The organism is Desulfosarcina sp. (genome assembly GCF_033791525.1).
Lineage (GTDB): Bacteria > Desulfobacterota > Desulfobacteria > Desulfobacterales > Desulfosarcinaceae > Desulfosarcina.
This window is the reverse complement of record NZ_JASJGN010000186.1, coordinates 13,696-40,626: the sequence shown is the minus strand read 5'-3', so window position 1 is coordinate 40,626 and position 26,931 is coordinate 13,696. Positions and strand designations below refer to the sequence as shown.

Here is a 26,931-nt window from a genome sequence, read left to right as displayed (position 1 = left end):
GCTTCTCCTTTATGCGGAGGCCAGTCAATGTAGGTTGCGTGATTAAATTCCAACCAGGCGCCTTGATACATTTTTGAATTGGCACCCATCCCTGGCAGTAGATAAATCATTTAGGAAGACCGATTATGTCGCTGCTCTCCGGCGCGAGGGTCGAGCGTCGGGAGCAGCAGTTTATTTGGGGTATCCTTAATACGGTGAACCCTTCCCACCGCAAGCCGCAGGGAATGCCCTCGCTATTGCGGTTAACAACCCTCATATACAATAGATGGCGGTCCCTGTGCAAATGCCGTGAATCGGCAGGATAATCGAGCGCTGACGCAACAATTTCCTCGATCGGTGGCCGCTCTTTTCGCAAGGAAATCATTGCAAATATCCCTGTTTCAGGTATCATAGTGCCGTCAAGCAGAAACAACACACCCTTTTTATCCAATCGCCCCCTCAAGGAATGACCGTTACGATGAATGCCACGAAAACGGTCCTGGTCATCGACGATGAAGCCGCCACCTTGACCATGTTCCGTCTGTTTCTGAATGCCTACCGTTATTCGGTGCTGACCGCTGAAAACGGCGAAACCGGCCTTCGGCTGGTTCGGGAACATCACCCAGGCATCGTATTCACCGACCTGAAGATACCCGGCATGGACGGATTCGAAGTACTCAGGCAAATCAAGAAGACGCTCCGGAGACGGGGTGATCGTGATTACCGGCCATGTGAAAAAACAAAGCGATGGTGGCATCTCTTTTTGTGCATGGGACCAAAAACAAACTTGCGGATTCGAACCCGAATCAGTATACAAACGTTAAGCGTCTCGGTTATTCAATGAAATCGACACAGCCACGCAAGGGTAACAAATATGCAGCGGTCCACGGACAGCGACAGTTCGCCGGGGAACCTTTCCCCTGGCTATGGTTATCGTTCGGTCCATTATTTTTCAACGGGGAAGGTCATCCCGATCCACCATCCAACACCACCTGAGAATCTAACCGCCAATGTTTCAACGAGGAGGCACTATGGTTGATTCCCGAAACTGGGACTGGGAGACCGGTGAAAAACGAGTTTCTCTGGACTCCTGGAAAAAGAAATACCAATGGGTCGAAGAACCCTATGCCAGCCCCGACGGCGAAACGGTCGCCGCCATCGTCAACGTAGACGAAGGCGAATTCACCGTCTGCGTCAACGGCGACGTCTGGGGCGAAACCGTGTTCGATAAAATCTGGCACCTGCGTTTCTCACCGGACGGCAGGCTCACGGCCCTGGTGTCCGAAATGGGTGAGTGGACCATGGCCGTGGACGGTGCGGCCTGGGAGAACAAATTCGGCTACATCTGGGAGCCGCGCTTCAGCATCGACGGTACCGCAATCGCCGCCCCGGTGCAGCAGGACATGCGCTATGCCATGGTTTTGAACGGGGAACCCTGGGAGCAGACCTACGCCAACATGACCTATTTTGCCATGAGCCCGGACGGCCGTCACACCGCCGGCGCCGTTCAGGTGGAAGACGTGGATTCGGGCGAAATCCATAAATTCCAGAAGGGCAGCTTCACCGCCGCCTTGGACGGTCAACCGTGGGACATGCGCTTCGTCAACGTTTGGAACCTGGCCCTCAGCCCGGACGGTGCGCACCTGGCCGCTGAGGTTCGGCTCAACCTGTATGATTATACCATCGCCGTAGATGGTGTGCCATGGGAATCCCGCTACGCCACCGTCTGGGAGCCTGTGTTCAACCCAGTTACCGGAACCGTAGTGGCACCGGTCCGGGAAAAGGGGATGTGGCGGCTGACCGAAGATGGAAAAACGCTCTGGGATCGCCGCTTTGTCCAGATCTGGCACCAGATGTTCAGTCCCGACGGAAGCCGGCTGGCCGCCATCGTGGCACCCAAATACGGCCGCTGGACCGTGGCCGTAGACGGCGAGCCATGGCCGTCCACCTTCACCCAACTGGTCACCGACGCAACCTTCAGCCCGGACGGCCAACGCATCGCCGCCCTGGCCAAGGATGATGAAACCTTCCGCGTAGTGGTGGACGGCAGCCCCTGGTCGGATGCCTGGGACATGGCCTGGAAGCCCGTCTTCAGCCCGGATGGCAAGGACGTGGCCGCCAAGGTTGAAAAAAAGGGACAGTACACCTACACCGTAAACAACCGGGTCTGGTCCGGATCCTGCGATGCCGCCTGGGAGCCGGTTTTCAGTCCGGACGGTACACAACTGATGCTGCGTACCATCGAAGCGGGCAATTATGTCCGACGCGTCGTGCCTGTTTCTATCATCACCGGTTAGCAAGGAGAAATACATGCATACCTTCTACAACCTTGTCAGTGGGCCGCTGGCATGGGTCGCCTTTATTCTCTTTTTCGGAGGCAGCATTTATCGGATTGCCAGCATGCTAAAGCTGGTGGCCGAAAAAGAGCGGTTCATCTTTTCCTATATGAGCTGGCGCTACAGCCTGAGATCCATCTTTCACTGGATCATCCCCTTTGCCACGGTGAACTGGCGGCGCCAGCCCGTACTCACCGTGGTGACGTTCTCCTTTCACCTCTGCCTGCTGGCCACGCCCATCTTCCTGCTCTCCCACGTGGTGCTCTGGGACGAGGCATTCAGCATCAGCTGGTGGTCCCTGCCCGATGCCGCCGCCGATGTCATGACGATTATCGTCATCCTGGGGGCCGTTTATTTTCTGGTGAGAAGAGTCACCCAGCCGGAAGTCAAGTTCGTCACGTCAGCCTCGGACTTTGTGATTCTGGCCATTGTGGCGGCACCGTTTATCACCGGTTTTTTGGCCTACCACCAGTGGGTGTCCTATCCACTGATGATGTGCCTGCACGTGCTGGCCGGAGACATCATGCTTGCAGCCATTCCCTTCACCCGGTTGAGCCACATGCTCTTTTCACCGTTTACCCGGGCTTACATGGGCTCCGAATTCGGCAAGGTGCGGCACGCCCGGGACTGGTAGGCGAAAGGATAGTATCTTAATCTTGAGATTTGGTGCTTGCGATTTGTTATTTCCAGTTTATCCGGGTTAGGGTGAATCAACCAGCAGCCAAAGTTTACTTACATGCTGGCGTGAGTTGAAAAGGAGTTCTCAACATGGCGGAACCGTCAAAAAAAGAAGAAACCAGAATCGTGGACGAAGGCATCGACGTCGGCATCTCCCGGCTTACCGAAGCGAAAATTGAGTCGGTGATTAACAGCGTCATTGATTCGGAAACCGGCGCCCGGCTGAAGGCCTACGTGGAAACCTGCATCCATTGCGGCCTGTGCTCGGAAGCCTGCCACTACTACCTCTCCCACGACAACGATCCCCGCTACTCGCCGGTGGGCAAAGTTAAGCAGACCATCTGGGAGATGGTCAAGAAAAAAGGGCGGGTCAGCCCGGAATTCATCCGCCAGGCGGCCATCATCGCCCACAGCGAATGCAACCTGTGCAAGCGATGCGCCCAGTATTGCCCCTTCGGCATCGACATCGCCTATCTGATCAGCGTGGTGCGGCGAATCATCCACCGTCTGGGTGTCACCCCGCTCTATATCCAGGACACGGCCCACAGCCATTCGGTGACCATGAACCAGATGTGGGTCAAAGGGGATGAATGGCCCGACACCCTCCAGTGGCAGGAGGAGGAGGCGCAGGCCGAAATCCCCGACCTGCGCATTCCCCTGGAAAAAGAAGGAGCGGACATCATGTACAGCGTGATCGCCCCGGAGCCAAAATTCCAGGCCCAATTGATATACCAGGCGGCGGTGATCATGCACGTAGCCGGAGTTGATTGGACCATGCCAGCCTCAGTGGGGTGGGACAACAGCGACATGGCCATGTTCACCGGGGATAATGAGATCATGGGCCGCCTCAAGCGAACCCACTTCGAGACCGCCGCCCGGCTCAAAGTGAAAAAGATCGTCATGGGCGAGTGCGGCCATGCCTTCCGCTCGGTGTACGACATGGGCAACCGCTGGCTAGGCTGGGCCATGCCGCCCTTTACCATCGTGCATGCCATCGAGTTCTACCACGATCTCATCAAGGAGGGCCGCATCAAGATCGCCAAAAAGTACAAACCCCCCATCACCCTGCACGACCCGTGCAACGTGGTGCGCGGCGGTGGGCTGCATGAAAAGGCGCGCTACGTGGCTCACGCCCTGTGCGAAACCGTGATCGAGATGCACCCCAACAGGGAGCACAACTATTGTTGCAGTGCAGGTGGCGGGGTGATCAACACCGGACCGCCCTTCAAGATGGCACGCATCACGGGTAACCGGGTCAAGGCCGAGCAACTCTTCGGGGCCAAGACCAAGGGCGCCGAGGTGCTCGTGGCCCCCTGCCACAACTGCCACAGTGGTCTGCACGACATCGTGCACCACTATGAAATTGGTCTGGACATCAAGTTCTTCGGGGACATCATCTACGAAGTCATGGAAAAACCGGCATGAGAACCCGCGCAGGAGCAGGAGGAAATATGAAAACCGTCACGCTGATCACACTGTCGCTAATGATCGGGATCGTTCTGGCGATCACTCCGGCATGGTCCCAGGACGACATGACCATCGTTGACAACGCGTCCTTCGACAATCCCCAGCGCATACCGTCGATCTTCGTCCACGATGCTCACAACGAGGCCGCCGGCATCGAAGACTGCGCAGAGTGCCATCACGTCTACGAGGACGGCAAGCGGCTGGAAGACGAATCCTCGGAGGACCAGAGCTGCTCGGAATGCCACGACCTGAAGGGATCCGCCGATCAACCGTCGTTGATCAAGGCCTTTCATCTCAATTGCAAAGGCTGCCACCAGGCGCAGAAGAAGGGCCCGATTATGTGCGGGGAGTGTCACATCAAATAGTGCTTGGACAGAAGCGGCATCTTATGGCTCAGGCCGGCGTTCTCGCTCCCTTGAAATCCTCGACGTAGCGCTGCTACGCCTCCGATTTCAACATCGCTGCGGCCTTGGCCTGAACCATAACCTACCACTTCTGAGTAAGGCGTATTCAACAAGTTTAATTTAGCCGCTTTTAATATTCTACATTAACTGGAAGTTCTACTCAGGCCCACGTACCTATATCAAACAGGGAAGATATCCATGCCCAAGAAAATTCTCATCATCGACGATGACCCTATTGTGGTCAAATACCTGGAAGCCGTTTTCAGCGACAACGGCTATGAAACCTGCACCGCCTCCAGTACCATGGAAGGCTTGGACGTGGTCAAAAATGAAAAGCCCGACCTGATTACCCTGGACCTGCAGATGCCCGGCGAATGGGGCCCCCGCTTTTACCGCAAACTTCGCAAGGACAAGGACTTGCGCGACACCCCGGTCATCGTGATCAGCGGCATCGACGGCGACCACGCCATCAAGGACGCCATCGCTTTTGTCAAAAAGCCCTTCGACCCGGAAAAACTGGTGGGGATTGTAAAAAATACGATTGGATAACAGCAAATCGAAACGCCGATGATAGACGATACACCCTATATTATTGTAGACAACCGGAAAATCGCCCCCATCGAACGGTCGCACCGACCGGATCCGGCAACCGCTGCCCGCCCGAGGCGTGAAGAGCAGACCTTCGGCGTTATCGACCGAGTCACCATTTCAAGGGAGGCCCGGGAGAAGGCCCGGCATCAACCGGCCCACGCCGAGGCCGATCCACCGCCTCTCGAAAACCTTTCGAAAAAGCCGCCGCAAACCAGTCCCCTGCTGACCTATTGAAGCGACGGCGGTGATCAAGCCCGCGTCCGCCACGACTTCCTTCAGAGAATTGCGGATTGAACGGGTCATTGGGGATAAGGATCACCCACACCCGCCCGAACCCGTCTTGCCCCGGCATCCGCTGGACCAGCGGATCCTTTGAACAACGCCGCCTATCGATCCATTTTCCAGCAGTTGCCGCCTTGCCTCGGGCAATCCATCGGACAGACAGGTGGCGGTTCCGGCATCAACGGATCAGGGAAAGATGAGCCTGGCCAGCATATGGGTGAAGATCAGGTCGTGAAACAGCAGGATCGCCCAAACAGCCCTTAGTCGTGTGCTTACGCCCTGCAGCGCCATCGATCACGACGAATTAATACCGGTGGTAAACCATAGCCTACCAAGACAACCCGCTATCCTTAAAGCGCGCAAATTTGGGCATCTATGCGCAATTAGTGAAACGCCCACGAGGAAGAATGTCCAATGAATAAATTTGATATGTTATATAATATCAAAATGTTACTATATTGGCATACGCATTGCGTATTCATCGAGCACAATGCACCGTCGGTCGGTTCCGAAATGCTGTATCTTCAGCAGCGGGTGTGTTGAATAAGAGGCAGTTTCGCCTCGTAGACAAAAAATGGTTCCACTATTGAATATGGAGGTAATGAGTATGAAAAACATTCAGAAAAACACCGTATTGGCAGTTGTTGCCGCAATGCTCCTGGTTGTGGCCGGTACCGGCCTGGCGATCGCAGAAGACAGCATCACTGGCACCATTGCAGAAAAGGGTAACGTGATGGTTCTTGATTCTGCAGACGGCGTCTTCATTCTCGAAGGCAGCAATCTGACCGCCGACATGGTAGGCCAGAAAGTGAACGTAACGGGAACCGTTGCCGAAAAAGATGGCGTGAAAGTAATTTCCGTCCTTGCCATGGAGCCGTTAACGGAATAAGCGTTTCAAGCTAGCCCGCAGCCCCGACGTTTTGGCAGTCTGGGGCTGCTATCCGAATACAATTTCCTGCATCCGGGTAGGACACCCGACCGGATGCAGGTTTCATCAAAAAACCGCCACCACGCCCCTATTGTCCTATTCACCGATACAACTTCTGCCCTGACAGGGCAGCCACTTGTCGTTACTTCCTGAAGAACTAGTGCTGGTCGAATGGATCCTTGGGGATTGTCTTCACCATCTGCACACTCGTCCTTTCGAACCAGCCCAGGCTTTCTCGAATTACCAATGCCGTTCATCGGACAACGACGACTATCGATCCGATTCCAGCAGTTGCCGTATCGCCTCGGGCAACCCACCGGATTGAACGGTGGTGGTTTTAGCATCACCGGGAAGGCGGAGCGTCAGGGAATGGGCATGCAGACCCAGCCGATAAAAGCCATTGTGCCGCCGCAGATAGGCCAAAGATCGGACCGACCCATAGCGCCGGTCCCCCACGATCGGGTGGCCCGCCAGTTTGGCATGCCGTCGGATCTGGTGCTTTCGACCGCTAAGCGGTTCGCATTCAACCAGGGAATAATGCAGGCTGTGGGCCAGTGTCCGCCATCGGGTGGTGCAGGGGATTCGTTTTCCCTTTCCCATGGGATCGTTTCGCCCGGCTGCCGCGGCGGTCAGCGGCCAGTTCCAGTCGACTCCCTTCGGGTCTGCGCTCGATTCTTCAAGGCGGCCATGGACCACTGCCAGATATTGCTTGTGAACAGCCTTTGCAGCGAACTGTCCGCCAAAAAAGGCCAGTGTTCCCGGGTCGCCGGCCAGCATCACGATGCCGCTGGTGTCCCGGTCGATGCGATGGGCGGCATGAATGGCGGGAAGATCGCGGCCCACGGCCGGTAGACGGCCCGCACGCACGGCGGCCAGAACCAGGGAACACAGGTCACCGCCGGGGTCGTTGTGAATACTCATGCCGCAGGGTTTTTCCACCACCAGCCATCGTGATCCGCAGGCCACCACCGGAATCCGGACCTCTCCGGCGGCAATGACGGTTTCAGGATCGGGTTTAACCGGCAAGTTAGACGCACTCATCGGGGAAGGTCATCCAGGGCCGCCCGGTTCACGGCCCGGCAACGGCCGCATTGAATCGCAAACGAAAGAGCAGCCCCGCAACGGCTGCATGCCGCCGCTTGTTCATCGACCGCACCGTGGCACTGGAGGCAAATCATATGTGGCGGGCCTTTCGTGGAGCTATCCTGTCTTTTGGGAATTGGATCACAGAAACCTGACATGTGAGAACCAGTCAATTCCCCAGAACAGCGGCAATGGCGTCGCGCATGCGAATCACCTGGGAGTCTGCATCGGGCTCATTCACCATCAGCGCTGAAGCGACGGCCAGGGCTTTTTGACGGTCCGCCCGGCAGGGAAGCAGGCAGGGCAGTGCGGACAGGGCTGCTTCCGGCGCGGATTTCATGATGCCGGACTGCTTTTTGATCATTTCGCTTAAGGTGCGTCCATGAATATCCGCCAGGCGGACATCCCGGCCGGCCAAGCCGTCATAGGCCGCAAGGCTGCGCCTGCGCGTACCGGCACCCGCATGGGCCAGAGCGACCATGATCCTCACCACCGCATCGGCAAAGCCGCCGGTGTCGATCGCCGCCAGCCGGCCTGCCCGACACCCGGATGTTTCGGCGGCGCCATCGGTCGCTTCACCGGTCGATATCATCCGCATCCACGGGTTGTCGAAAATCGCATAGAACCAGGATTCAGTTGCCCGGTCACGACAATCCCGAAAGAGATCCAGGCTTTTTGATACCGTATCGGAAAAAAACTTTTCCATGGCCAAAAAGGGGTTGTTCGGCAAAACCGGTCGACGTTGCTTTTTCACCTCATCGGCAAGACGGTTCACCGGTGCCATCCACGGGTTCAGGTCGGAGAAACCATAGCGGGAGGTCCGCAGGGGATGCAGCTGTCGGATTGTTTCGGCCGTGGCTTCGTTCACCGCTGCCTTCACCCAGGGTCGCACCAGTCGTCGATAAACCCGGTCGTTATAGCTGGAAATGGCCTCCGCCGGCCCAAATGCAACCTGGTCATCGTCACCGTCATCCATGGCCAGAATATCCGCCATCTCCCGGGCCTCGAATCGGACCTGCCGAATGCCGTCGTCGTCATCCGAAATCACCATTTCGTAAAGACCGGGGGAGAGAAACTCCATCAGGTCGATACTGGCGATAATCTCACGATGCTCTTTCCGGGAAACACCCGCAGAAACGAAAATACCCAGATGACCGATGGTGCCGTGAACCATGTAAACGATGGTCTGCTGCCTACGGCGGATTTCGTCCACACTACCCCACTCGGCCGGTATCCAGTTGAGGGCCTGCTGGGGGGGGGTGATGTTGTCCCCATGGGACGCAAAGACCACGATGGGCCCCTTCATGGCTTTCAGATCCACGCGTTGGTCGTTCATGACCAGTTGCCCCCGCTGGGCACGGTTGCCCACAAACAGCTGGTCCACGATGAAATGAATCTCTTCGGCAGTGAGCAGATAGTACCCGTTCCACCAGCGTTCGAATTCAAGGTAACGGTCAGCTTCCGTGTCCACATTGGCCCACAGATGATAATGCTTGTCCCACAGCGTGTTGGCTGGGTTAAGGTCCTCGAAGCCAGCCACCAGGTGGGCACCGTCGAACATTCCGTTACCCAGATCTCCCCATAAAGATGCCTGCCACACGCCGCCTGTCAAACCGCCCTTGTAGCGCATGGGATGCTTGCCCTTTACGCCGGCCCAATATGACAAAGGCGCGCCGTTCATCACGATGGGCCCGGTGATGTCGGGCCTGACGGCCCCTAAGAGTGCGGCGGCCCACCCGGCCTGGCAGTTTCCGATAATAGCCGGATTTCCAGCTTGCGGATGGCGGTCCCGGACCGTTTCCACAAACCTGGCCATGGCCAGTTGAACATGGTCCAGTGTCTGACCCGCTAACGGCCGGGTAGTGAATAAAATTACATACACCGGATATCCCTGGTCCAGGGCCATTCCAATTTCCGAATCCCGTTTTGCGCCGCCGATCCCCGGGCCGTGTCCCGCCCGGGGATCGATGATGATAATCGGACGCGTGGATGCCTTGCGGGTGGATGTGGCAATCAGGAGTCGCCGTTTCTCTTTCAAATCCGAGCGCCGGGGTTGGGATGGCGTTCGGCGGTCCCGGATCCTTGCCAGATAAAAATTGGTGGGCGGGTCCATCTCCCGGCCGTCCAGCAGGATGTCGTAGGAAAAGGTCAGCACCGGCGGCTGTCCCTGCCGAAGATGATCGAGGTACTGGTTTCCCCGGCGTCTCATAATATCAGCAAATAAAACCGTTCGCTGAAAATAATCTCCGGTATACTCCAAGGCATCGGTTAGCCAGTGCAAAGGGGAATCAGTGGGGGTTAAACGGGTCGTTGGTGTTGTAGACATGGGTATCTCCAGCTGTCGGGACCGCTGTTGCCATGCGGGTGCATTGCAAAACGGGGTAACCGACGCAGTGGGCGTTGTTTATGCTTTTGGTTTCTGGTCGCTGTCGGGGTTGTCTGATGAGTCCGGGTGTTTCGACTCCGATTTCTTTGATGCGGATGGCTTTGGAAGACCGAACATTTTTATCATACCTTCGATGGAGGATGTACCGGACATCATCTCTGGCATGCGCCTGGGCAACTCCATGCCCATATCCAGCCACTTTCCGAATTGTTGATCAAAAGCCTTTTTGGTTTCTAAATAGTTTTGGAGGGTTTTCTGAAAATATTTTTCGAAGAACTCACCCAAAACATTGTCTCCGTAGCGGATGATCAGGTGCAGCACCGAATCCGGCAGCAGGCTGTTTCTGCGTTTGGCCGCCTCCAGGACAATCTGGGTAAGGATGAATGCGGTCACATCCTCGCCGGTGGTGGCGTCGTGAATTAGCACCTGCTCACCGGAGCGGATCATTGTTGATACATCTTCAAGCGTGACATAGCAGCTGTTTCGGGTATCGTAGAGTCGCCGATTGCTGTATTTTTTCAACACTAGGGGATCAGGCATGGATCAATCATTCCCTTCTCATCTTGACACACTGCAACAAAAGCTTATCCGGAATCGGTTGTCATTATACCTTATCAGCATATATCGAAATATATACAGTACCTGTCAAATTAGCAATGGCAAACTGACATTATTGTGCGATGCAACATATACCATTGACATCGGCCACAGGGGACATATATTGAATCCATGTGGACACCCCACCCACGGATCTGATGGCAGAGGAAGAATCAGTCGGCCCGGGGAGGGTGATCGGAAGATTTTGATTCAACCCCGGACTTTTACCCTAAACCTATTGCAGAATAAAAGGAGCTCAACCATGGATCAGAAACAAATTTTCAAACAGATGGTGGATTTCAACAAGGGAGCATTCAACAATGCCTTTAACGCCATGGCCATGGTTCAGGACCAGAACGAAACCCTGGCCAACACCATGCTGAGCCAGGCCACCTGGATGCCCGAAGAGGGAAAAAAGGCAGTACAGGAATGGGTGGACACCTTTAAAAAAGGCCGCGAAGAGTACAAGAAAACCGTGGATGAGGCGTTTAAGAAGGTGGAAGGCTTCCTATAGGCAAGTAGTTGGAAACCAATCAAGAACGTTTATGCAAAGGGGATGCAACATGATCGGGAAAACCTTCGACCAGCTTACCATCGGGGATTCGGATCGATTCTCTAAAACCGTGACCGATACGGACATCTACCTGTTTGCCGGCGTTACCGGCGACTTTAATCCGGCGCACATTGATGAGGCTTACGCGCAGGGCACGTTCTTCAAGACGCGCATCGCCCATGGCATGCTCTCGGCGGGTTTTATATCCGCAGTGATCGGTACTCGCCTGCCGGGCCCGGGAACGGTGTACATGCGACAGACACTTGATTTTCTGGCACCGGTACGCATCGGGGATACCGTCACCGCGACGGTGGAGGTGATCGAAAAAATGGAAGATAAAAAACGGGTCCGTCTGAGAACCACCTGCGTCACTCAGGAAGGCACCCGGGTCTTGGACGGTGAGGCACTGGTGAGCCCTCCACGGCCGCCGAAAAAACCCTGACTGTCGCCGGCGATCGAAGGTTAGCCGCTCATACGTTGATGAAGTCGTAAACAGTTCCATTTCCGACGGATTTGTAAAAAGCCGGAGATCAAGGCTTGCGGGTCGCTATAAAGCGAGCTTGAGCGAGCAAACAGCAAATCGATCTTCATCCTTACGGCGAACATTCATGTTCCATCCCGAGGAATGAGGTGTAGGTGTCTTACTCCGCAATGACGATGGACGAAGCGTAACGCAGATCTCGGGCTTCTAAGGAAGCGTGTCCCAATAGACGGCCCGATTTTCGTAGGAGCGGCTTCCAGCCGTGATCACATGGCATTATCGCGGCTGGAAGCCGCTCCTACGTCATCCTGTTTCCTTTCGGATAGTTGGCCATGCATGGCCTGAAAAAGCTTTTTACGAATCCGTCATACTTCATTTGGATTCGGGCTTCCATCGCCAGTTTTCGTAGTAATCCCAGCCCACCATTGAGTTCAGTTGTTTGAGTTCCCCATCCTTTTCCTGGATGGAGGCCTTCATGACGTCACCGCTGGACACCATGCCGATGGTTTTACCGTCTTTTTCGATGAGCAGGTGACGCACCCGCAGTCCCAGGAATTTGTCCATGAGATTGTAGACCGTGTCCGTGTGAGGCGCAAATATCAGGTCTCTGGTCATGTAGTCATCGATGCGGACGGTCTTGGGATCGAATGCCGCATCGAGGGTGTTTCGCATGAGGTCCCGCTCTGTCCAGATGCCCACCGGCTTGCCGTCACGGGTCACCATAATCGCCCCAACCTTGCGCGCGTTCATTTGCTTCAGCGCTTCCAAAACGGTGGTTCCCTCCGGAACACAGAGGATATCGCCGCCCTTTTCCTGGATCATGTCGTTGGCTGTCTTCATCTTTCGCCGCCTTTTTTATGAGGGTTGCCTGAAACCGCTGCAGCCTCTGATAGCCGGTTGCCTGAGAGGATTCTGAAAAATAATCATTGGGTGGCTGTTTGCGGCATTTGCCTTACCAATTAAAATAGTCTTCCGTCCCCGCTCTGTCAACGATTCCCAAGCTGCTTGTTGACACCAACCGATACAGCCCATTATAGTTCTGCTCAGTCTGGTGACGGTCATTGTCACTCGACGCCCCCTGACCTTCCACAGATGCGGTGGAGCTATGCAACAAACCCCCAGATCCCTGTTTTCCCATATTCAGCACCTCTTCCGGCGACGATCACCGGGCGATTTGCAGCTGGGCCAAGTACTGATCGAGCGGCGCATCATCACCGACAAACAGCTGGAAACCGCCCTCGCCGCCCAGCGTCAACGGCTGATCGAAACTGGCCAGGCCGTTCGCCTGGGTCACATCATTACCGAACTGGGGATAGCCACAGAAACTGCTGTCGTGGAGGCAATCAATGAGAACTTCAGTATCTCCGTCACCTCCCTGTCGGACAACATCCGAGAACTCATTCTCCATCAGCGCGGCACCCTGGCCGAGCGATTGCCCGCCCCGGCCATCCCTATCTGGCTCAAGCTCTGCATTGGTGCACTGATCATCGTCACCGTCACCATCGTTTCTTTCAGTTATTTTATCATCAACAAGCAAAAGGCCCAATTTTTCGACCAGACTGTGACAGTGGGGACGGTGAGTCTCAATTATTTTGTCAACAACGCACGCATTCTGCTCATCGACGACGATATTCTCAGCCTCAACACCCTGATCAAAGAAGCCACCGCCACCGAAGGGCTTCGCTATGCTGTCGTGACCGACGTCCGGGGTCTGATCCGGGCTCACACCGATGTGGATCGGATCGGCCTGGAATTGGCGACCCCCACCCCCATGGCACCGCCGGAAACCCGTGGGGACATTTCCTACTTTTCTTTCGTCGCCGCCTCCGGTGAGCAGATGCTGAACCTGACCCGGGAAGTGGTCTTTCAGGACAAGATCGTGGGGGCGGTCCATGTGGGCGTCTCGTTGGATTTTATCGAGCAACTGGTCGACAAGGAAAAAGGGTCCATTATATATGTAACCGTTGTAATGATGACCGTTGGCCTAGCCATTGCGGTTTATCTGGGATTACGATTTTCAAAACCCATCTTGGAATTGGTAGCCGCCACCGAGGCCATCGGTAAAGGAGACTACCGTTATCGCGTGGAACTCAATCGCCAGGACGAGCTGGGCAACCTGGCCACCGCCTTCAACCAGATGGGCGAAGAGCTTTTCCGGCATACACTGACCCGCCAGTCCTTCGGCAAATATGTGGGCGAGGATGTGCTGGAAATGATTCTGGCCGACCCGGAAAAAATGTGGCTCAAAGGCCACAAGAACGACGCCACGATTCTTTTTGCCGATATCCGTGGTTTTACCGCCTATGCTGAAGACCGTGAACCGGAGGAGGTGGTCGACATGCTCAACACCTATTTCGAGATCGCCACTCGCGCCATCATGGATTACGGCGGATACGTAGATAAATTCATCGGCGACGGCGTCCTGGGGGTTTTCGGTGTACCGGTGTTCAGAAAGGATCATGTGGAACGGGCCGTGCGGGCCGCCCTGGATCTTATGGATCAGTTGCACCGGCACAGCATCCGTGGTAATCCTCTGTTGTCTTCTGTGGGTATTGGTATCCACACCGGCCCCATCGTTTCAGGGAACATTGGATCCCAGGTAAAAATGGAGTATACCGTCATCGGCGACACGGTTAACCTGGCGTCTCGGCTCAGCGAGCTGGCCACCCCCGGTGAAGTGCTGGTGACGGATGCGGTTTATGGTTGTCTGCGCGCACTCGTCAGTGTGGAACCCGCCGGCACACGAACCATCAAGGGCAAAATCGCCCCCGTGGAAACCTGGCGTGTCACATCCATCAAACAGAGGGCCTATGTCAAATCAGTTAATTAGACATCGATCATACCCGATTCTCATCTGCACCGCCTTGCTGATTGGCGCGGTCCTGATTCCCCAAGGCATCTATGGTGAGGAGATGAAGGCCGATCCACCCCCTCCGCTGCCTCTTCTGGTGAGAGCCAACCAAACCGACACGCCGGCCTCCATCGCCCAGCGTATTTTAAATGATTCATCCAAGGGGTGGATGATCGGTGAATACAACGACCGTACAACGTTTTCCAGGGGTGAACCGGTCATGGTCCCCACGGCACCGTTTCAACGCGGCGGCCTCACCCCTGACGGATATCAGACCGTTCCCGTGTTGGCCTATTCGGACATTGGTGATTCATCGGGACAGGTGTCGCGGTCGGCATTCGACTACCAGATGCGCTGGTTGAAAACCGAAGGCTTCGTCGCCATCACCCCCAGTCAGCTGACCGAGTTCATGGGATTTTCCGGCCAGCTCCCCCGCCGACCGGTTTTGATCTCCTTCGATACAGCATCCCATCGCCTCCTTAAGACCGGCATTCCCCTATTGAAAGAACTGGGGTTGACGGCAACGATCTTCGTGGCCACCAACGGTGTGGGCGTTAAGGATTCCATGACCTGGGACCAGATCAAGCAGCTATACAAAGATGGCTTTTCCATCGGATGCCGGGGACGAAGCGGGCGTTCATTGACCCGTCGGACCCAAACACAGACTTTCGAAGCCTATTTCAGCTCGGTGGAAACGGAGCTGCGGCTGGCTCGCAAAACAATCGAGACGCATCTCGATGAACCCTGCCTGTTTCTGGCCTATCCACACGGAGACACCAACAGCCTGGTGTCTGCCATGGCGGCCAAGCTCGGGTTCTCAGCCGCCTTCATCCGGCGACCGGGGGAAAATCCCTTTTTCGCCGACCGATTCAGCATCCGTCGAACCCCCATAGACAACCGGAATGACTCGGAGCAGTTCGCAAAATTGCTCACCACCATAATCCCGGCAGACCTCAACTGATGAGACGTTTGCAGCCAGTTATCGCCCTCATTGCCACCATCATCCTTTGCGGCTGTGCTGGCACGATGGATTTGGTATCGGAGTTTTTAGGGGCCGGTCCCTGGTGGACGGCGGCGCAGACCGGCACGGTCAGCGAACGAGCCCGTGTACTGGAGGCACGCGGTGAACTCACCATGGCCTTGGATCACTGGCGGCTGGTTGAACAGATAACCATGGACCCAACAGCGGCCAGCAGCGAAATATCACGCCTGAATACCAAAATATCCGAATCGGTAAATGCCCACTATCGAAACGGTATGGCGGAACTGAGAAAAAAAAATCAGGTGGCGGCCCGCAACCACTTTCTGGCTGCCCTTCGTTTGGATCCCGCTTATCAGCCGGCCTTGATACAGCTCAATGCCCGCTTTTCACCTTTTCCGCTGGCCGTGCACCTGTCGGCGCCCGGTGACCGACCCGCCACCGTCGCTAAACAAGTCTTTGGCGATGAAAAAAAGGCTTTTCTCGTAGCCTGGTTCAACGATCTGCCGGTGGACCAGGCGCTGACGCCCGGCACCCTGCTGATCCTGCCCAAACTGGAAAAGACACCGCAAAAAAAAGCCCGCAAAAAAAAGCCGCCCAGTCAACTGGCCGAAGCCAGAGCGCTGCTGGCGGAAAATGACCTTGACGGCGCACTGGCCCTGGCCGGACAGGCGGATCCAGATGATTCCGACGTCCAGACCCTGGTCCACAGCATCCATCTGAAACAAGCCACTGCCCAGATTGCATCGGGACTGCTGGACGCCGCCCGGCCGTCTCTTGCCATGGTTCCGGACGGGTTCGCAGGAAAGGATGCCGCCGTGGAAGCATTGCAGGCCGCCTTGCAGGAGCAACAGGCCGCACTTGTCCTCGAAAAAGCCCGGGCGCATTTTGATCAGGGGGAGTATCAGCAGAGCCTTGAGTTGACCGAAAGGCTGCTCAAGAAGGCACCGGATCGTTTAGACGCCCGCGATCTGGCCAACGAAGCGCGCTACCGGATGGCCCTGGACCACTATGACCACAAGCGTCTCTTCGAGGCCCGGGAGGTGTTGGAAAAAACCGATGAAGGCTATGGAGCCAGCATGGCCCTGAATCAAACCGTCCGCACGCAGTTGGCGAACCGGGCTCAGATTCATTACCGCAACGGCGTGAAACACTTCATCAACGAAGATCTGAAATCAGCCATTGCCGAATGGGAGATCGCCCTGGCATGCGATCCGAATCACGACAAAGCCCGTGAGAACATCGACAACGCCCGCCGGCTGATGCAAAAAATCGAAACCCTGCCCTGACGTACGTGCACACGGCATCCATGCGAAATGCAGCCAGCCACCCTGTGGTGTGCATCCAGTCGCCTTTGGTTCAGGTCAAGACCGCAGTGACGAGCGATGAAGCCTAACGAAGATACCGGACGGTTTACGAAACCGGTACTACAAGGCCAGATCGGCGATGACACCGCGAACATGCGTCCGCAGTTGTTCCGGCGTCATGCGAGTGCACACCGCATAGGGAATCACCGGCCCGATGGATACGCGCACCGGTCTGGGATATAGATGAAACGTTCCCTTTGGATGGTATTCAAAAAGGCCGCTGATGGCAAATGGCAGGATATCCGCCCCCGCCCGGCAGGCCAGGTGAAAAGGGCCTTTTTTGAACTCACCCATCTCTCCGGTGAGCGTCCGGTGACCTTCGGGCAGGATGATGATGGATGATCCCTCGCGCAGCCGCTGCCTGGCAATCTCCAGACTCTGCTTGGCTTTTTCCAGGTTGTTCCGATAGATGGGGATGCATCCCCATCGGGTGACTAAACTGCCCCACAAGGGAATCGAAAAATGGTAGGCCGCCTCCACGGCCACATAGGTCAAAGGGATGGCGGCAGGAATCACGAACAGGTCGAACAGACTCTGGTGATTACCCATGATTAAATAAGTCCGCGTCCGATCCAGACCAGCCAGTCCCGTCACCTTGAGCCGAATGCCCATTATTTTGGTCTGCACGGAAAAAAGAAAGTGGACCAGGGTAAAAACCCGTTCCCGGGATAACAGAAACAGGCCGGTGGAAAGAATGACGAAGGTCAACACAAAAAAAGCCGCCCCCATGGCCCACAACGTTGCCGATCGCAACACTTTCATGCGAAGTACCTGACCCGTCGGGGATGAATGGCAATCTGCGTCGGCGTTGATCCGAACAGCTCACCATCCGGCAACAGGGTCTTGGGTGGGTCGGTTTCCACCCAAGCCGTCTTGGCCCGGTAAAATTGCACCGCCGGATTCTGCCCGTGTGTGCCCTTGAAGATTTTTGGAAAGGTGGCCATCAGTGAATGGCGGCTCATTGGCCCCACGACCACCACGTCGAACCAGCCATCGTCGATCGTCGCATCCGGCGCCATGAGCATTTTGCCCCCGGTATACCGGGAATTACAGAACTCTACGAAGCAGTTTTCCCCTTTGATTCGCCTGCCGTCGAGTTCCAGTTTCATCCGGTGGAACCGCAGCCCCAGCATCCGGTGGAAGACTCCCAGTACATAGCTGAAATCGCCGAACCGTTTCAATCGGTGGGCCGTCTGGGCCACATCGGTAACGAAGCCGAATCCAGTAAGATTGACGAAATACCAGGGCTGCCCATCCTGGGTAAAACTGCACACGTCCACCGGTCGCGTCTCTCCTCTGATCAGTGCCCGGATACCGTCTGCCGTGGTGCAGATGCCAAGGTCCCGGGCAAAGGAGTTGCCGCTGCCCACCGGGATAATGCCCAGCGGAGGCAGGCTGGCAGGGTCGTGATACTTCATAAGGCCATTGAGAACATGGAAATTGGTGCCGTCGCCGCCTAAAGACACGACGCCATCAAAGTATGCGGGTGTGAGGTTGCGAGCGATATCGATGGCATGGGTATGGTGCTGGGTGATGAAAATCCGGAAGTCAATGCGGTGCCGGCGAAGCAGGGCCTCCACCCGGGGAATAATGTGTGACCCCTTTTTTCCTCCGGCGCTGGGGTTGGCAATCAGTGCAATGGCCATGGACGGTAGCTCAAGATCCTTTCTTTTTTCGAGATTCGCCGGGCAGCAACCAAATCGCTGGCGATTTCCATGACAACCCAGGTTTTTTTTGGTAGATTGGCGGGAAAACCCCATGCGCATTGATCGTATTAAATATGCGAAAACCGTGCATGTATATACAGCAATTGCCCGTACCTGACCCGGCAATTCCACTGACGAAAGGAATCCTCACATGCAGAAACAGGCGACACCGATCGACCCCGTGGGCGCGGCGGACAGGTCCCGCCAGCGCTACACCATTCTCCTTCCGGGCATCCCGGTTTCTTCCACCCGCGGTGCATTGGGCTGGTCAACGGTTGCCCTGATCGAGACAGGGGGGCTTCGGATTCTTTTTGATACCGGCTCCTATGGCGATCGCAGCCTGTTGATTGAGCGGCTGCAGGCGCTGTCGCTGGACCCGCAGGCACTGGACGCTGTTTTTATCTCCCACCTGCACTACGATCACTGCCAGAACATCGATCTGTTCGCAGACATCCCACTCTTTGTGAGCGAACGTGAGCTCCGCTACGTCCTGGATGGGGAATACAGGGAACACCGGGATCCTTACGTACCCGCGGCGACGATCCTGAGTCTGAAAGACCGGTTCCAAACGGTCCTTGACGGCAGCGAGCTTTTCCCTGACGTGAGGGTGGTCGCCCTGCCGGGCCACACACCCGGCCAGGCCGGCCTCTTTCTATCCCGGGAAAAAATTCTGATGGCCGGCGACGGGGTTAAAAATGCCTGGGAATTTGCCAACCGAATGGCGCCGCCGGCTTTCTTTTCCCAATCCGCCGCCCTCAGCAACTATGACTGGGTAATGGCCAACGCCACCGAAATCGTACCAGGTCACGACCGGCCGTTTCGCCTGCAGGCAGACGGCACACCCGCCTATCTCACCGCGGCCGCCGAGGTCACGCTGAACTTTTTCCCAGGCCCCGGTCTGGAACCGAAAGCGGTGCGCCTCTCCTGATGGGAAATGGCGCAATGTTTCAGCCTGTCCCACCCATGTCGACGACAGTGCGCCTTGCCCGACCTAAGGGCCATTACGTCTGGTACAAGCAATGAATGAGTTTATCGACAACCACCTGTGAGTTCCAGTCAACGGCCACAGGATCGGGCCTATCGCGTCTGATCCGCTGCTCGGCTGCCGACAGCTTCATTTCGTTACGAATCCGCTCCAAAAGCGATGTCTGGCGGTGATAAACCGCATGAGCGGCGTCTATGTCGATGCGTTCAAATCGGATGCGGTCTCCCGGAAGGGCCTGGGCGACACGCGGAATATCGCTGGAAATCACGGTCGCAATCTTGGTGTATCCCCCGACCGTCTGTTCGCTCAGCAGGATGATCGGCTGCCCGTCCTGGGGTATCTGCACCCCTCCCGGCAGACTCGGTTCTGAAATGATGCTCTGGGGCATGGCCTCGATCTGGGAGATGACCGACCCCTGGAGCCGGCAGCCCATGCGGTCGGCCTGGGGCGACACGGTAAACGATGTGTTGAAAAAAACATCCAGGCCATGATCGAAGAAATCGTCCTGAGGGCCGGGGATCGCCCGCAAGGTGATCTCGGACGGATACGCCGGGACCAGCTCCGCCGGCACCCGGCGCGCCAGGTAATCGGCCTCGCCGGGACCGCGCCTCAGGCAATCGCCTGCCTGAAGGGGCCGCCCGTTGAAGCCGCCGATCGCCGCACCGACATAGCAGGAACGGCTTCCCATGACTAGGGGCACATCGATGCCTTGCGAGACCGCCAAATACCCGCGGCAGCCGCTTCTGGCCATGCCGACGGTCACCGTATCCCCGGGCTGAACGGGCACCGCGCACCAGCCTGCGGCCGGGGCGCCGTTGATCGAAAACGGCATGTCCGCGCCCGTCAATGCGATGCTCGCCGGAGCGAGGATCTTCAGGGTAGGGCCGGAAAAGGTCAGCTCCAGCAACGCCGCCGAGTCGGGGTTTCCCACCAGCATGTTGGCGATGCGCCCGGCGAAATCATCCAGCATGCCGCTGGGCGGGACGCCAAACGGTTGCCAACCGAATCGCCCCAGATCCTGAACGGTCGTGTAGGCACCCGGCGACAGCACGTTGAAGATGTCAGTCATGTTCGTCTCCGACGGCACGTCGTTGGTACTCGTCCGGCGTGATCGGCTCGAACCGGAGGGTATCGCCTGCACGCAAGAGAAAGGGGTCCGGCCTTTCTGGGTCAAAGAGCCGCACGGGCGACCGGCCGATGAGCTGCCAGCCGCCCGGACTGGCGATCGGATAGATCCCGGTTTGGTTGTTGGCAATGCCGACGGAGCCGGCCAGAACCCGCATTCGCGGGGAAGTCAGACGGGGGGTGTGCAGTTTCTCCGATAGCCCTCCCAGGAAAGGGAATCCCGGGGAAAATCCCAGCATGTAAATGGGGTAACTGGGTTCCGAATGGAGGCGGATGACGTCATCGGTCCCGATGTGGTTATGCTCGGCAACAAAGGCGATGTCCGGCCCGTATTCCCCGCCGTAGCAAACCGGAATGACGCTTTCTTTCGGGGCAGGCGTATCAATCCGGGCCAACCCCTCGTGAAGGGATAGAATCAGGGGCGATAGCAGTGAAGGGTTGGTTGTCAGAGGATCGTAAACAACAACCACCGAACGGTAGGTGGGGATCACCTCGCGGACACCGGGAACTGCCGCCGTCTCCAGCGCAAAGGTCATCGCCCGCACGGATTGATTGATTTCTGGGGTGATGGCATCGCCGAACTCCACCAGCAGGCCCCTGTCGCCGGCCAGGCGAAATTTCGGTCGGTCGAAGCGTAGACTGTCCACGGCCACTGCGTCCGTTACTGGCCGCCGGCAAAGGGGGCGACCCTGATATTCTCGTTTTCCAATGTCTGGCGGATCTGCCGGACCAGGTCGACGGCCCCCGGCGTATCGCCGTGGACGCAAAGCGTCTGGGCTTCCAACGGGATCCGTCTTCCGTCGACCGCCACGACAACACCATCCCGGGCCATCAAGAGCGCCCGGGCGGAGACGTCCGCGGGGTCCCTGATCACCGCGCCCGGCCGGCTGCGGGGCACGAGGGTGCCTTCGGGCGTGTAGGCACGATCCGGAAACGCCTCTCGAATGACCTTCAGGCCCATCTCTTTGCCGATGCCGGCGACGAGTTCCCCCTTCTGGCCGGCCAGGGCCATGTAGTACAGGTCCGGGTCGACGGCGGTAATGGCCTCGGCAATCCCGCGGGCAACGTCTTCGTTAGCAACGGCGGACAGATAGAGGCTGCCGTGAGGCTTGACGTGGTTGAGTTTAAGGTCGTGGGCCGCGCAAAAACCTTGCAGCGCACCGATTTGATAGATCATGTAGTTTCGAATTTCATCGCGGCTTAGGTTCATATCCCGACGCCCAAACCCCATCAGGTCGGGATATCCGGGATGCGCACCGGGACTGACGCCATTTTCCTTGGCCATTCGGATCGTGCGATCCATTACCATGGGGTCGCCCGCGTGCCACCCACAGGCGATATTGGCCGAAGAAATATACGCAATCACGGACTCGTCCATCCCGATCTGGTAAGCGCCGAAGCTCTCGCCCATGTCACAGTTGAGATCTATGCTGTTGGCGGTCATGTTACCTCCCTAATAGGTCTCTATTGCGCCGGCCATCACCTTGCAGTCATAACCATGGTCAACGGTGCGGTTTAAAACCGGATCGTACAGTTTAAAGTCATACCTGTCACCGGCGACAAGGCCTTCCACCGTGCCGATCGTTCCCGAAAAAAGCACTAGTCCGTCCTTGATCCCGCCCAGACGCTTTTCAAGATCTTCGATCCAGTATGCAGGGGGCAAGATCGCCCCGCAGCAATCCTCCTGGTAAAGCGATACCTTCCCGCTGCGTGTGACCGTGCAGTGCAGTTGGAGCTGATCGAAATGGTCCTTGACCTCTTCATAGGACCACAGTTCCCGGGCGATGACGTTGAGGCACATGTTCTTGGATTTGGCCACCGACACCGACTCCAGTTTTCGGTCAGTGTGATCCGATCCGACAGTCACCAATATCTCTCCGTGGTGCCACAACAGCACCCATTCCACTTCTCCCGATGTCTGCGGTCCGTGCACCTGAATTTGGCGGCTATGGGTCAGCAAATGGTTGCCCAAGGCCAGCAGGGTGGGAATGTGCTTCGGTGCGGCGACGCCGACCTCTGCCAGTTCATCAATGTGGTGCTGCAGGGCCTTGCGGTCGCTGCCGACCCAGCCCGCGTTGAACATCCGTTTGGCGCTGAACACAATCTTTTCCGGCTCTCGGTTCAACCGGTTGACGGTCAACTCAAGCTCGACTCGCATAACAGGGCATCCTTCCTCACAGTTATTACCCTGCCATCTGCATCGGCAGGATCATGACAATCATCGGGAACAGGGTGATCAAAATCACCGTTAAAAAAATCAACAGAAAAAAGGGAATCGCGGCCATGGCGATGTTTTCCAGCCGGTCTCCGGTTAACCCCTGAATAACGAACAAATTGAATCCCACCGGCGGGGTAATTTGGCCGACCTCGATGACGAGCGTCAGGAAAATTCCATACCAGACCGGGTTGAACCCCGCCTGAACCACCAGGGGAAGGGTAATCGGCAGGGTCATGACGATCATCGAGATGCCGTCGAGAAAGAAACCCAGAAACATGTAGAACAAGGTCAAAATGGCGATCAGCATGTAGGGGCTCAATCCCAGGGACCCGATAAAGGCCGCGACCTGGGCCGGCAGCTTGAGGTAGCCCATGGCCACCGCCAGAAAACTCGCTCCGGCAATGATGAAACAGATCATGGCAGATGTCTTGATCGTTCCCTTGATGGCTTCGACCAGGTTCGACCACTTCAGGTCTCCCAGCAGCGCCGCCGCGATCACAGACCCCACGGCACCGACAGCCGCGGCCTCGGATGGTGTGGCCAGGCCGGAATAGATTGAGCCCAGGATGAACAGAATCAATGTCGACACCGGCAACAGCTTGACCACCGCCAGGAGTTTGGCCTTGAGATCGAATCTTTGCCTTTTAACCGGGGCCAGGCTCGGGTTGAGCAAGACCCGGACGATGACGTAGCTCATGCAAAGTCCGGCGACCATCAACCCCGGAATTACACCGGCCATAAACAGCTGGCCGATGGACTCTTCGGCCAGCACCCCGTAGATGATCAGCACGATGCTGGGGGGGATAAGCAGCCCCAGGGTCCCGGCCCCGGCCAGGGAACCGTGGCTGAGCTGCGTGTCGTAACCATCTTCTTTCAACTGGCGCAGGGTGATTTTACCGATCGTGGCCGCCGTGGCCGGCGACGATCCCGAAACGGCCGCAAAAATCGCCGAACCGAGAATGTTGATGTGCAGCAGGCGGCCGGGAATGATTTGAACAAAAGGTCGCAAACCCTCGAAAAGCAGGTCGGACATCCTCGTTCGCAGAATCATCTCTCCGAGAAAAATGAACATCGGCAAGGCTGCCAGGGACCAGCTGTTCAAGCTGTTCCACATGGCCTGCGCCCAGATCTTGGCCACCGGCATGTTGGTCAGGAGCTGCATCGATATGCCGGCGGTGGCAATCAGCGACATGGCGATCCAAACCCCGGACCCCAGCAGCCCGAAAAGCAGTAACATTACGGTAACAAGCGTGACGTTCATCAATTTTTCCCGGCGTCGTGGGCGACTTTGTATTGTTGGAATCCTCCAACGATCAGGGCGGTGAGACGGGCGAAGATCTGGAGGGTCAGCAGGGCCATCCCCACAAGGATGATGGCCTGCGGGATATACAGGGGTGTCTCGGCCGGCGTGTAGGCCGTGAGATTTCGGGCTTTGGAAGTCAGGACCAGTTCCCAGATGAAAACACATGACAGACCGGACAAAATCATCACGAACACCAGGCAGCCGATCTCCAGCACAAAGGCGCTCATGGCCCCCAGTCTTTCCCGTAAAAAGGTGATTCGTATATGGGCGTCCTCCCTGAAAGAGAATCCCATACCGAGATAAATCATGGCCGCCAGAGCGTACCCCGAATACTCACCGGAAACCTCAGTGGAGGATCCCAGGAAGTTTCTGAGAATGACCTCGGACAGGATCAGCAGGACCATCCCGCAAAAAATCAGGGCCGACAGGGTAGCGCCGACATCGGAAAGCCGGTTGATCGGGTTCACCAGAACCGCAAAAAGCGGATGTTTTTTCTCCTCGGGTGGCGCGTTCATGGCAATATCCATGGGTTGGTGCCTGCAAGCCCACCTCGCTGATGCCGGCGTCGGGCATTTGCGGCCGTTAGCCGGGGGGACTGAAAACACACAGGTTGTCAGGGGCCGAAAATCACGGCCCCCGTGGAGAAATCGATCGTTCCTATTTGAGTTTTTTGCTTTCTTTGTCAAACGTTGCCAGAACTTCCTTACCGACCTTGCCCGTCTTTTTCAGCCAGTCGTTAATGACATCCTGACCGCTGGCCTTAAGTTTGGCGGCCAGTTCGTCGGGCACCTCGGTGGTAATGGTCATGCCGTTATCGGCACAGGTTTTCTCATCGTTGACCATAGCCTCTTCGGCAATCTGCCACTGGCGGAGTTCCATCTCCTTGCCGATCTTCACAAAGACCGCCTGCTGTTTGGGGGTCAGAGCATTGAAGCTGTCCAGGTTGATATTGATCATGTTCAGCGGAATGGCGAAGTTGACGCGGGTGGTGTCCGAAAGTACTTCCCAGAATTTGCCGGCAACCGCGCTCTGGGACGACGTCAGAACCGAGTCGATGGTTTTGGTCGCCAGAGCGGGATAAACGTCCCCCCATGACATGACGACGGCGTTTGCCCCGCCCTTTTTAAGGACCTCAGTGCCGTTCTTGTCATAGGTCCGGATACGCAGCCCTTGCAGATCCTCGTATTTTTTGATCGGCCGGTTGGCATGAATTGAGCTGGGTGGCCAGGGCGCCGTATACAGAATCATCTGGTTGAATTTTTTGGCCTCCGCATCGTAATGCGGCCGAACGATTTCCAGGAGGAGTTTGGCCTCCTTGAAACCCTTGATCAGAAAAGGCGAGGTGCTGAGACCGAAAATCGGCGACGTTCCCACGGCGGCACCCATCAGCACGCTCTGAATCGGCACAATGCTGTCGGCTACGGCCGTGAAGCGGTCTTCGTCCTTGAGCCCCAGGGCCCCGCCTTCGTGCACCGTGATGAGGACTTCTCCAGTCAGTGCCTCGTTGATCCGCTTGGCAAATTCGCGGCAGGTTTCGGCGTGCATATTGGCGCCGCTGTAAGTGGTAGCGATGTTCAGTTCCACGACGGCCGCCGCAGGATTTCCGATCAACACAACGCACAAGACCAGACCAAAGGCTACCCACAGTTTTTTTGACATGAGAGGACTCCTTTCAAAATTGGTTAAGTTGGGCAAAATCTATCCCAGATCGACCCGGTCATGCAGCGCACTGAACTCTTTGCGCACAGACGCCACTTGATCAATGTCGACTTCCACCGTAATCAGACATTCTTTATCTTTCCCCTGGGCCAGGACGTTTCCCAACGGGTCGACCATCATGCTGTTACCCGCGTAGGCTGATCCGGCATCCATACCGGCGCAGTTGCACGATATTAGAAAAGCCTGATTCTCCATGGCCCGTACACGATTGAAAAGGACCCAGGGTTCCAGGCGAACCGCCGGCCAAGCAGAAACCACCAGAAAAAAAACCGCACCGAGATCGACCATTTTGCGAAACTGTTCCGGAAACCGCAGATCGTAGCAGGTGGCCAATCCGACTCTCCCCCACGGCGTGTCGGTCACGACTACTTCTGTGCCGCGGGTGAGCAGGTCGCGCTCGCTGGACTGGTAGCCGAACAAGTGAATTTTGCGGTAAGCGGCGGTCACGTTCCCTTGGGAGTCAATCAGCAAACTGGTATTGTACAGCCCTTCCGTTCTCCGTTCGACAAAACTGCCCATCAAAATGTGGCGTCCTATCGCCGCGGCCTTTTCCCTGAACGCCTGGACGACAGGCCCGTCAATGGGTTCGGCATCGACCGGGTAGCGGTCAAAACGGAAAAAACCGGAAGGCCACATTTCCGGCAGAAGGATCAGCTCACTCGACGATGCCTGATCCACCAACGCCAGGGCATGCGCCGTCGCTTCCGCTTTTGATACCTCCCGCCTTCCCAACTGGATACTGGTGACTTTCATGATGCAAATTATTTTGGGCGTTGACTGCCGAATCATCGGGGAATACAGATGTTTCTACATATCACAACGCGGGTCAGCAAGCAAAATATAGTTCACGTGCACCACGCGCACTTGTTCGTTGTTCGCATGTCAAAGAACGAAGTTGACCTTCATTCGATCA

At 56.5% G+C, this 26,931-nt stretch carries 28 protein-coding genes; 14 read left to right on the top strand and 14 right to left on the bottom strand.

Annotated elements, in window-relative coordinates; genetic code table 11:
* Window positions 1-457: 457 nt before the first annotated feature.
* From QNK41_RS09030 to QNK41_RS08995, 8 genes are all read left to right on the top strand, one after another.
* Window positions 458-823, top strand: a complete 366-nt coding sequence (locus tag QNK41_RS09030; protein ID WP_319255929.1) for a response regulator — start codon at window positions 458-460, stop codon at window positions 821-823.
* A gap of 187 nt (window positions 824-1,010) precedes the next feature.
* Window positions 1,011-2,276, top strand: coding sequence for an electron transfer complex subunit TmcD (tmcD, locus tag QNK41_RS09025; protein WP_319255927.1), 1,266 nt, complete (start codon window positions 1,011-1,013; stop codon window positions 2,274-2,276).
* Between the two features lie 13 nt (window positions 2,277-2,289).
* Complete coding sequence (gene tmcC / locus QNK41_RS09020; protein ID WP_319255925.1) at window positions 2,290-2,949, top strand: TmcC family electron transfer complex membrane anchor subunit; 660 nt, start codon at window positions 2,290-2,292, stop codon at window positions 2,947-2,949.
* Window positions 2,950-3,083: 134 nt separating this feature from the next.
* Window positions 3,084-4,418, top strand: coding sequence for an electron transfer complex ferredoxin TmcB (tmcB, locus tag QNK41_RS09015; RefSeq protein WP_319255923.1), 1,335 nt, complete (start codon window positions 3,084-3,086; stop codon window positions 4,416-4,418).
* A gap of 26 nt (window positions 4,419-4,444) precedes the next feature.
* A complete protein-coding gene (gene tmcA, locus QNK41_RS09010) occupies window positions 4,445-4,825 on the top strand; it encodes an acidic tetraheme cytochrome c3 TmcA (protein WP_319255921.1) in 381 nt (126 codons plus the stop codon).
* 237 nt (window positions 4,826-5,062) lie between these two features.
* A complete protein-coding gene (gene divK / locus QNK41_RS09005; RefSeq protein WP_319255919.1) occupies window positions 5,063-5,413 on the top strand; it encodes a DVU0259 family response regulator domain-containing protein in 351 nt (116 codons plus the stop codon).
* Window positions 5,414-5,431: 18 nt separating this feature from the next.
* Window positions 5,432-5,689 carry a hypothetical protein gene (locus QNK41_RS09000; RefSeq protein WP_319255917.1) on the top strand — a complete coding sequence of 86 codons (258 nt, stop codon included), beginning with the start codon at window positions 5,432-5,434 and terminating at the stop codon, window positions 5,687-5,689.
* A 655-nt stretch (window positions 5,690-6,344) separates the two neighbouring features.
* Entirely contained in the window at window positions 6,345-6,626 is a 282-nt protein-coding gene (locus QNK41_RS08995) for a DUF5818 domain-containing protein (protein WP_319255915.1), read from the top strand.
* A gap of 309 nt (window positions 6,627-6,935) precedes the next feature.
* Here QNK41_RS08995 and QNK41_RS08990 read toward each other — a convergent pair whose 3' ends face one another.
* The 3 genes from QNK41_RS08990 to QNK41_RS08980 form a co-directional block, all read right to left on the bottom strand.
* The gene (locus QNK41_RS08990) at window positions 6,936-7,706 is read right to left on the bottom strand and encodes an RNA pseudouridine synthase (protein ID WP_319255913.1); all 771 of its coding nucleotides are present in this window, start codon (window positions 7,704-7,706) and stop codon (window positions 6,936-6,938) included.
* Window positions 7,707-7,917: 211 nt separating this feature from the next.
* Window positions 7,918-10,074 (bottom strand): DUF3141 domain-containing protein, encoded by a 2,157-nt coding sequence (locus QNK41_RS08985; protein WP_319255911.1) that lies wholly within the window; start codon window positions 10,072-10,074, stop codon window positions 7,918-7,920.
* A 78-nt stretch (window positions 10,075-10,152) separates the two neighbouring features.
* On the bottom strand, window positions 10,153-10,674 hold the full coding sequence (locus QNK41_RS08980) for a polyhydroxyalkanoate synthesis regulator DNA-binding domain-containing protein (protein ID WP_319255909.1): 522 nt from the start codon (window positions 10,672-10,674) through the stop codon (window positions 10,153-10,155).
* A gap of 319 nt (window positions 10,675-10,993) precedes the next feature.
* Here QNK41_RS08980 and QNK41_RS08975 point away from each other — a divergent pair, with 319 nt between their 5' ends.
* Together QNK41_RS08975 and QNK41_RS08970 are read left to right on the top strand one after the other, a co-directional pair.
* A complete protein-coding gene (locus QNK41_RS08975) occupies window positions 10,994-11,245 on the top strand; it encodes a hypothetical protein (protein ID WP_319255906.1) in 252 nt (83 codons plus the stop codon).
* A gap of 49 nt (window positions 11,246-11,294) precedes the next feature.
* Entirely contained in the window at window positions 11,295-11,726 is a 432-nt protein-coding gene (locus tag QNK41_RS08970; protein ID WP_319255904.1) for a MaoC family dehydratase, read from the top strand.
* A gap of 411 nt (window positions 11,727-12,137) precedes the next feature.
* Here the strand turns inward: QNK41_RS08970 and QNK41_RS08965 are convergent, their stop codons facing one another.
* The gene (locus QNK41_RS08965; RefSeq protein ID WP_319255902.1) at window positions 12,138-12,605 is read right to left on the bottom strand and encodes a cyclic nucleotide-binding/CBS domain-containing protein; all 468 of its coding nucleotides are present in this window, start codon (window positions 12,603-12,605) and stop codon (window positions 12,138-12,140) included.
* Between the two features lie 265 nt (window positions 12,606-12,870).
* Between QNK41_RS08965 and QNK41_RS08960 the strand changes: the two genes are divergently transcribed.
* The 3 genes from QNK41_RS08960 to QNK41_RS08950 are packed head-to-tail and all read left to right on the top strand — an operon-like array spanning window position 12,871 to window position 16,884.
* Window positions 12,871-14,595, top strand: a complete 1,725-nt coding sequence (locus QNK41_RS08960) for an adenylate/guanylate cyclase domain-containing protein (RefSeq protein WP_319255900.1) — start codon at window positions 12,871-12,873, stop codon at window positions 14,593-14,595.
* Window positions 14,576-15,577 carry a polysaccharide deacetylase family protein gene (locus QNK41_RS08955; protein WP_319255898.1) on the top strand — a complete coding sequence of 334 codons (1,002 nt, stop codon included), beginning with the start codon at window positions 14,576-14,578 and terminating at the stop codon, window positions 15,575-15,577. Before QNK41_RS08960 ends, QNK41_RS08955 begins: the two co-directional genes overlap by 20 nt.
* Complete coding sequence (locus tag QNK41_RS08950) at window positions 15,577-16,884, top strand: hypothetical protein (protein ID WP_319255896.1); 1,308 nt, start codon at window positions 15,577-15,579, stop codon at window positions 16,882-16,884. The genes QNK41_RS08955 and QNK41_RS08950 overlap by 1 nt, the downstream gene beginning before the upstream one ends.
* 138 nt (window positions 16,885-17,022) lie before the next feature.
* On the opposite strand, the gene QNK41_RS08945 is transcribed toward QNK41_RS08950, so the two are convergent.
* Both QNK41_RS08945 and QNK41_RS08940 read right to left on the bottom strand, forming a co-directional pair.
* Window positions 17,023-17,724: a lysophospholipid acyltransferase family protein gene (locus QNK41_RS08945; protein WP_319255894.1), complete on the bottom strand. Its 702-nt coding sequence runs from the start codon at window positions 17,722-17,724 to the stop codon at window positions 17,023-17,025.
* The gene (locus tag QNK41_RS08940) at window positions 17,721-18,608 is read right to left on the bottom strand and encodes a diacylglycerol kinase family lipid kinase (RefSeq protein ID WP_319255892.1); all 888 of its coding nucleotides are present in this window, start codon (window positions 18,606-18,608) and stop codon (window positions 17,721-17,723) included. Before QNK41_RS08940 ends, QNK41_RS08945 begins: the two co-directional genes overlap by 4 nt.
* A gap of 211 nt (window positions 18,609-18,819) precedes the next feature.
* Between QNK41_RS08940 and QNK41_RS08935 the strand changes: the two genes are divergently transcribed.
* Window positions 18,820-19,596, top strand: a complete 777-nt coding sequence (locus tag QNK41_RS08935; protein ID WP_319255890.1) for an MBL fold metallo-hydrolase — start codon at window positions 18,820-18,822, stop codon at window positions 19,594-19,596.
* Between the two features lie 73 nt (window positions 19,597-19,669).
* On the opposite strand, the gene QNK41_RS08930 is transcribed toward QNK41_RS08935, so the two are convergent.
* The 8 genes from QNK41_RS08930 to QNK41_RS08895 form a co-directional block, all read right to left on the bottom strand.
* The gene (locus QNK41_RS08930; RefSeq protein ID WP_319255888.1) at window positions 19,670-20,722 is read right to left on the bottom strand and encodes a biotin-dependent carboxyltransferase family protein; all 1,053 of its coding nucleotides are present in this window, start codon (window positions 20,720-20,722) and stop codon (window positions 19,670-19,672) included.
* Window positions 20,715-21,425 (bottom strand): 5-oxoprolinase subunit PxpB, encoded by a 711-nt coding sequence (pxpB, locus tag QNK41_RS08925; RefSeq protein ID WP_319255886.1) that lies wholly within the window; start codon window positions 21,423-21,425, stop codon window positions 20,715-20,717. The genes QNK41_RS08930 and pxpB overlap by 8 nt, the downstream gene beginning before the upstream one ends.
* Before the next feature lie 14 nt (window positions 21,426-21,439).
* Window positions 21,440-22,222 (bottom strand): 5-oxoprolinase subunit PxpA, encoded by a 783-nt coding sequence (locus tag QNK41_RS08920; protein ID WP_319255884.1) that lies wholly within the window; start codon window positions 22,220-22,222, stop codon window positions 21,440-21,442.
* A gap of 9 nt (window positions 22,223-22,231) precedes the next feature.
* Window positions 22,232-22,936 carry a DUF2848 domain-containing protein gene (locus tag QNK41_RS08915; RefSeq protein ID WP_319255882.1) on the bottom strand — a complete coding sequence of 235 codons (705 nt, stop codon included), beginning with the start codon at window positions 22,934-22,936 and terminating at the stop codon, window positions 22,232-22,234.
* A 25-nt stretch (window positions 22,937-22,961) separates the two neighbouring features.
* Complete coding sequence (locus QNK41_RS08910; protein ID WP_319255880.1) at window positions 22,962-24,257, bottom strand: TRAP transporter large permease subunit; 1,296 nt, start codon at window positions 24,255-24,257, stop codon at window positions 22,962-22,964.
* Window positions 24,257-24,814 (bottom strand): TRAP transporter small permease, encoded by a 558-nt coding sequence (locus tag QNK41_RS08905; protein WP_319255877.1) that lies wholly within the window; start codon window positions 24,812-24,814, stop codon window positions 24,257-24,259. The genes QNK41_RS08910 and QNK41_RS08905 overlap by 1 nt, the downstream gene beginning before the upstream one ends.
* A gap of 142 nt (window positions 24,815-24,956) precedes the next feature.
* Window positions 24,957-25,958, bottom strand: coding sequence for a TRAP transporter substrate-binding protein (locus tag QNK41_RS08900; protein WP_319255875.1), 1,002 nt, complete (start codon window positions 25,956-25,958; stop codon window positions 24,957-24,959).
* 39 nt (window positions 25,959-25,997) lie between these two features.
* Window positions 25,998-26,771: a nitrilase-related carbon-nitrogen hydrolase gene (locus tag QNK41_RS08895; RefSeq protein WP_319255873.1), complete on the bottom strand. Its 774-nt coding sequence runs from the start codon at window positions 26,769-26,771 to the stop codon at window positions 25,998-26,000.
* Window positions 26,772-26,931 lie beyond the last annotated feature (160 nt).

Coding starts and splice junctions, on each gene's coding strand:
- QNK41_RS09030 (WP_319255929.1), top strand. CDS start 458: ATGAATGCCACGAAAACGGTCCTGGTCATCGACGATGAAGCCGCCACC.
- tmcD (WP_319255927.1), top strand. CDS start 1,011: ATGGTTGATTCCCGAAACTGGGACTGGGAGACCGGTGAAAAACGAGTT.
- tmcC (WP_319255925.1), top strand. CDS start 2,290: ATGCATACCTTCTACAACCTTGTCAGTGGGCCGCTGGCATGGGTCGCC.
- tmcB (WP_319255923.1), top strand. CDS start 3,084: ATGGCGGAACCGTCAAAAAAAGAAGAAACCAGAATCGTGGACGAAGGC.
- tmcA (WP_319255921.1), top strand. CDS start 4,445: ATGAAAACCGTCACGCTGATCACACTGTCGCTAATGATCGGGATCGTT.
- divK (WP_319255919.1), top strand. CDS start 5,063: ATGCCCAAGAAAATTCTCATCATCGACGATGACCCTATTGTGGTCAAA.
- QNK41_RS09000 (WP_319255917.1), top strand. CDS start 5,432: ATGATAGACGATACACCCTATATTATTGTAGACAACCGGAAAATCGCC.
- QNK41_RS08995 (WP_319255915.1), top strand. CDS start 6,345: ATGAAAAACATTCAGAAAAACACCGTATTGGCAGTTGTTGCCGCAATG.
- QNK41_RS08990 (WP_319255913.1), bottom strand. CDS start 7,706: ATGAGTGCGTCTAACTTGCCGGTTAAACCCGATCCTGAAACCGTCATT.
- QNK41_RS08985 (WP_319255911.1), bottom strand. CDS start 10,074: ATGTCTACAACACCAACGACCCGTTTAACCCCCACTGATTCCCCTTTG.
- QNK41_RS08980 (WP_319255909.1), bottom strand. CDS start 10,674: ATGCCTGATCCCCTAGTGTTGAAAAAATACAGCAATCGGCGACTCTAC.
- QNK41_RS08975 (WP_319255906.1), top strand. CDS start 10,994: ATGGATCAGAAACAAATTTTCAAACAGATGGTGGATTTCAACAAGGGA.
- QNK41_RS08970 (WP_319255904.1), top strand. CDS start 11,295: ATGATCGGGAAAACCTTCGACCAGCTTACCATCGGGGATTCGGATCGA.
- QNK41_RS08965 (WP_319255902.1), bottom strand. CDS start 12,605: ATGAAGACAGCCAACGACATGATCCAGGAAAAGGGCGGCGATATCCTC.
- QNK41_RS08960 (WP_319255900.1), top strand. CDS start 12,871: ATGCAACAAACCCCCAGATCCCTGTTTTCCCATATTCAGCACCTCTTC.
- QNK41_RS08955 (WP_319255898.1), top strand. CDS start 14,576: ATGTCAAATCAGTTAATTAGACATCGATCATACCCGATTCTCATCTGC.
- QNK41_RS08950 (WP_319255896.1), top strand. CDS start 15,577: ATGAGACGTTTGCAGCCAGTTATCGCCCTCATTGCCACCATCATCCTT.
- QNK41_RS08945 (WP_319255894.1), bottom strand. CDS start 17,724: ATGAAAGTGTTGCGATCGGCAACGTTGTGGGCCATGGGGGCGGCTTTT.
- QNK41_RS08940 (WP_319255892.1), bottom strand. CDS start 18,608: ATGGCCATTGCACTGATTGCCAACCCCAGCGCCGGAGGAAAAAAGGGG.
- QNK41_RS08935 (WP_319255890.1), top strand. CDS start 18,820: ATGCAGAAACAGGCGACACCGATCGACCCCGTGGGCGCGGCGGACAGG.
- QNK41_RS08930 (WP_319255888.1), bottom strand. CDS start 20,722: ATGACTGACATCTTCAACGTGCTGTCGCCGGGTGCCTACACGACCGTT.
- QNK41_RS08920 (WP_319255884.1), bottom strand. CDS start 22,222: ATGACCGCCAACAGCATAGATCTCAACTGTGACATGGGCGAGAGCTTC.
- QNK41_RS08915 (WP_319255882.1), bottom strand. CDS start 22,936: ATGCGAGTCGAGCTTGAGTTGACCGTCAACCGGTTGAACCGAGAGCCG.
- QNK41_RS08910 (WP_319255880.1), bottom strand. CDS start 24,257: ATGAACGTCACGCTTGTTACCGTAATGTTACTGCTTTTCGGGCTGCTG.
- QNK41_RS08905 (WP_319255877.1), bottom strand. CDS start 24,814: ATGAACGCGCCACCCGAGGAGAAAAAACATCCGCTTTTTGCGGTTCTG.
- QNK41_RS08900 (WP_319255875.1), bottom strand. CDS start 25,958: ATGTCAAAAAAACTGTGGGTAGCCTTTGGTCTGGTCTTGTGCGTTGTG.
- QNK41_RS08895 (WP_319255873.1), bottom strand. CDS start 26,771: ATGAAAGTCACCAGTATCCAGTTGGGAAGGCGGGAGGTATCAAAAGCG.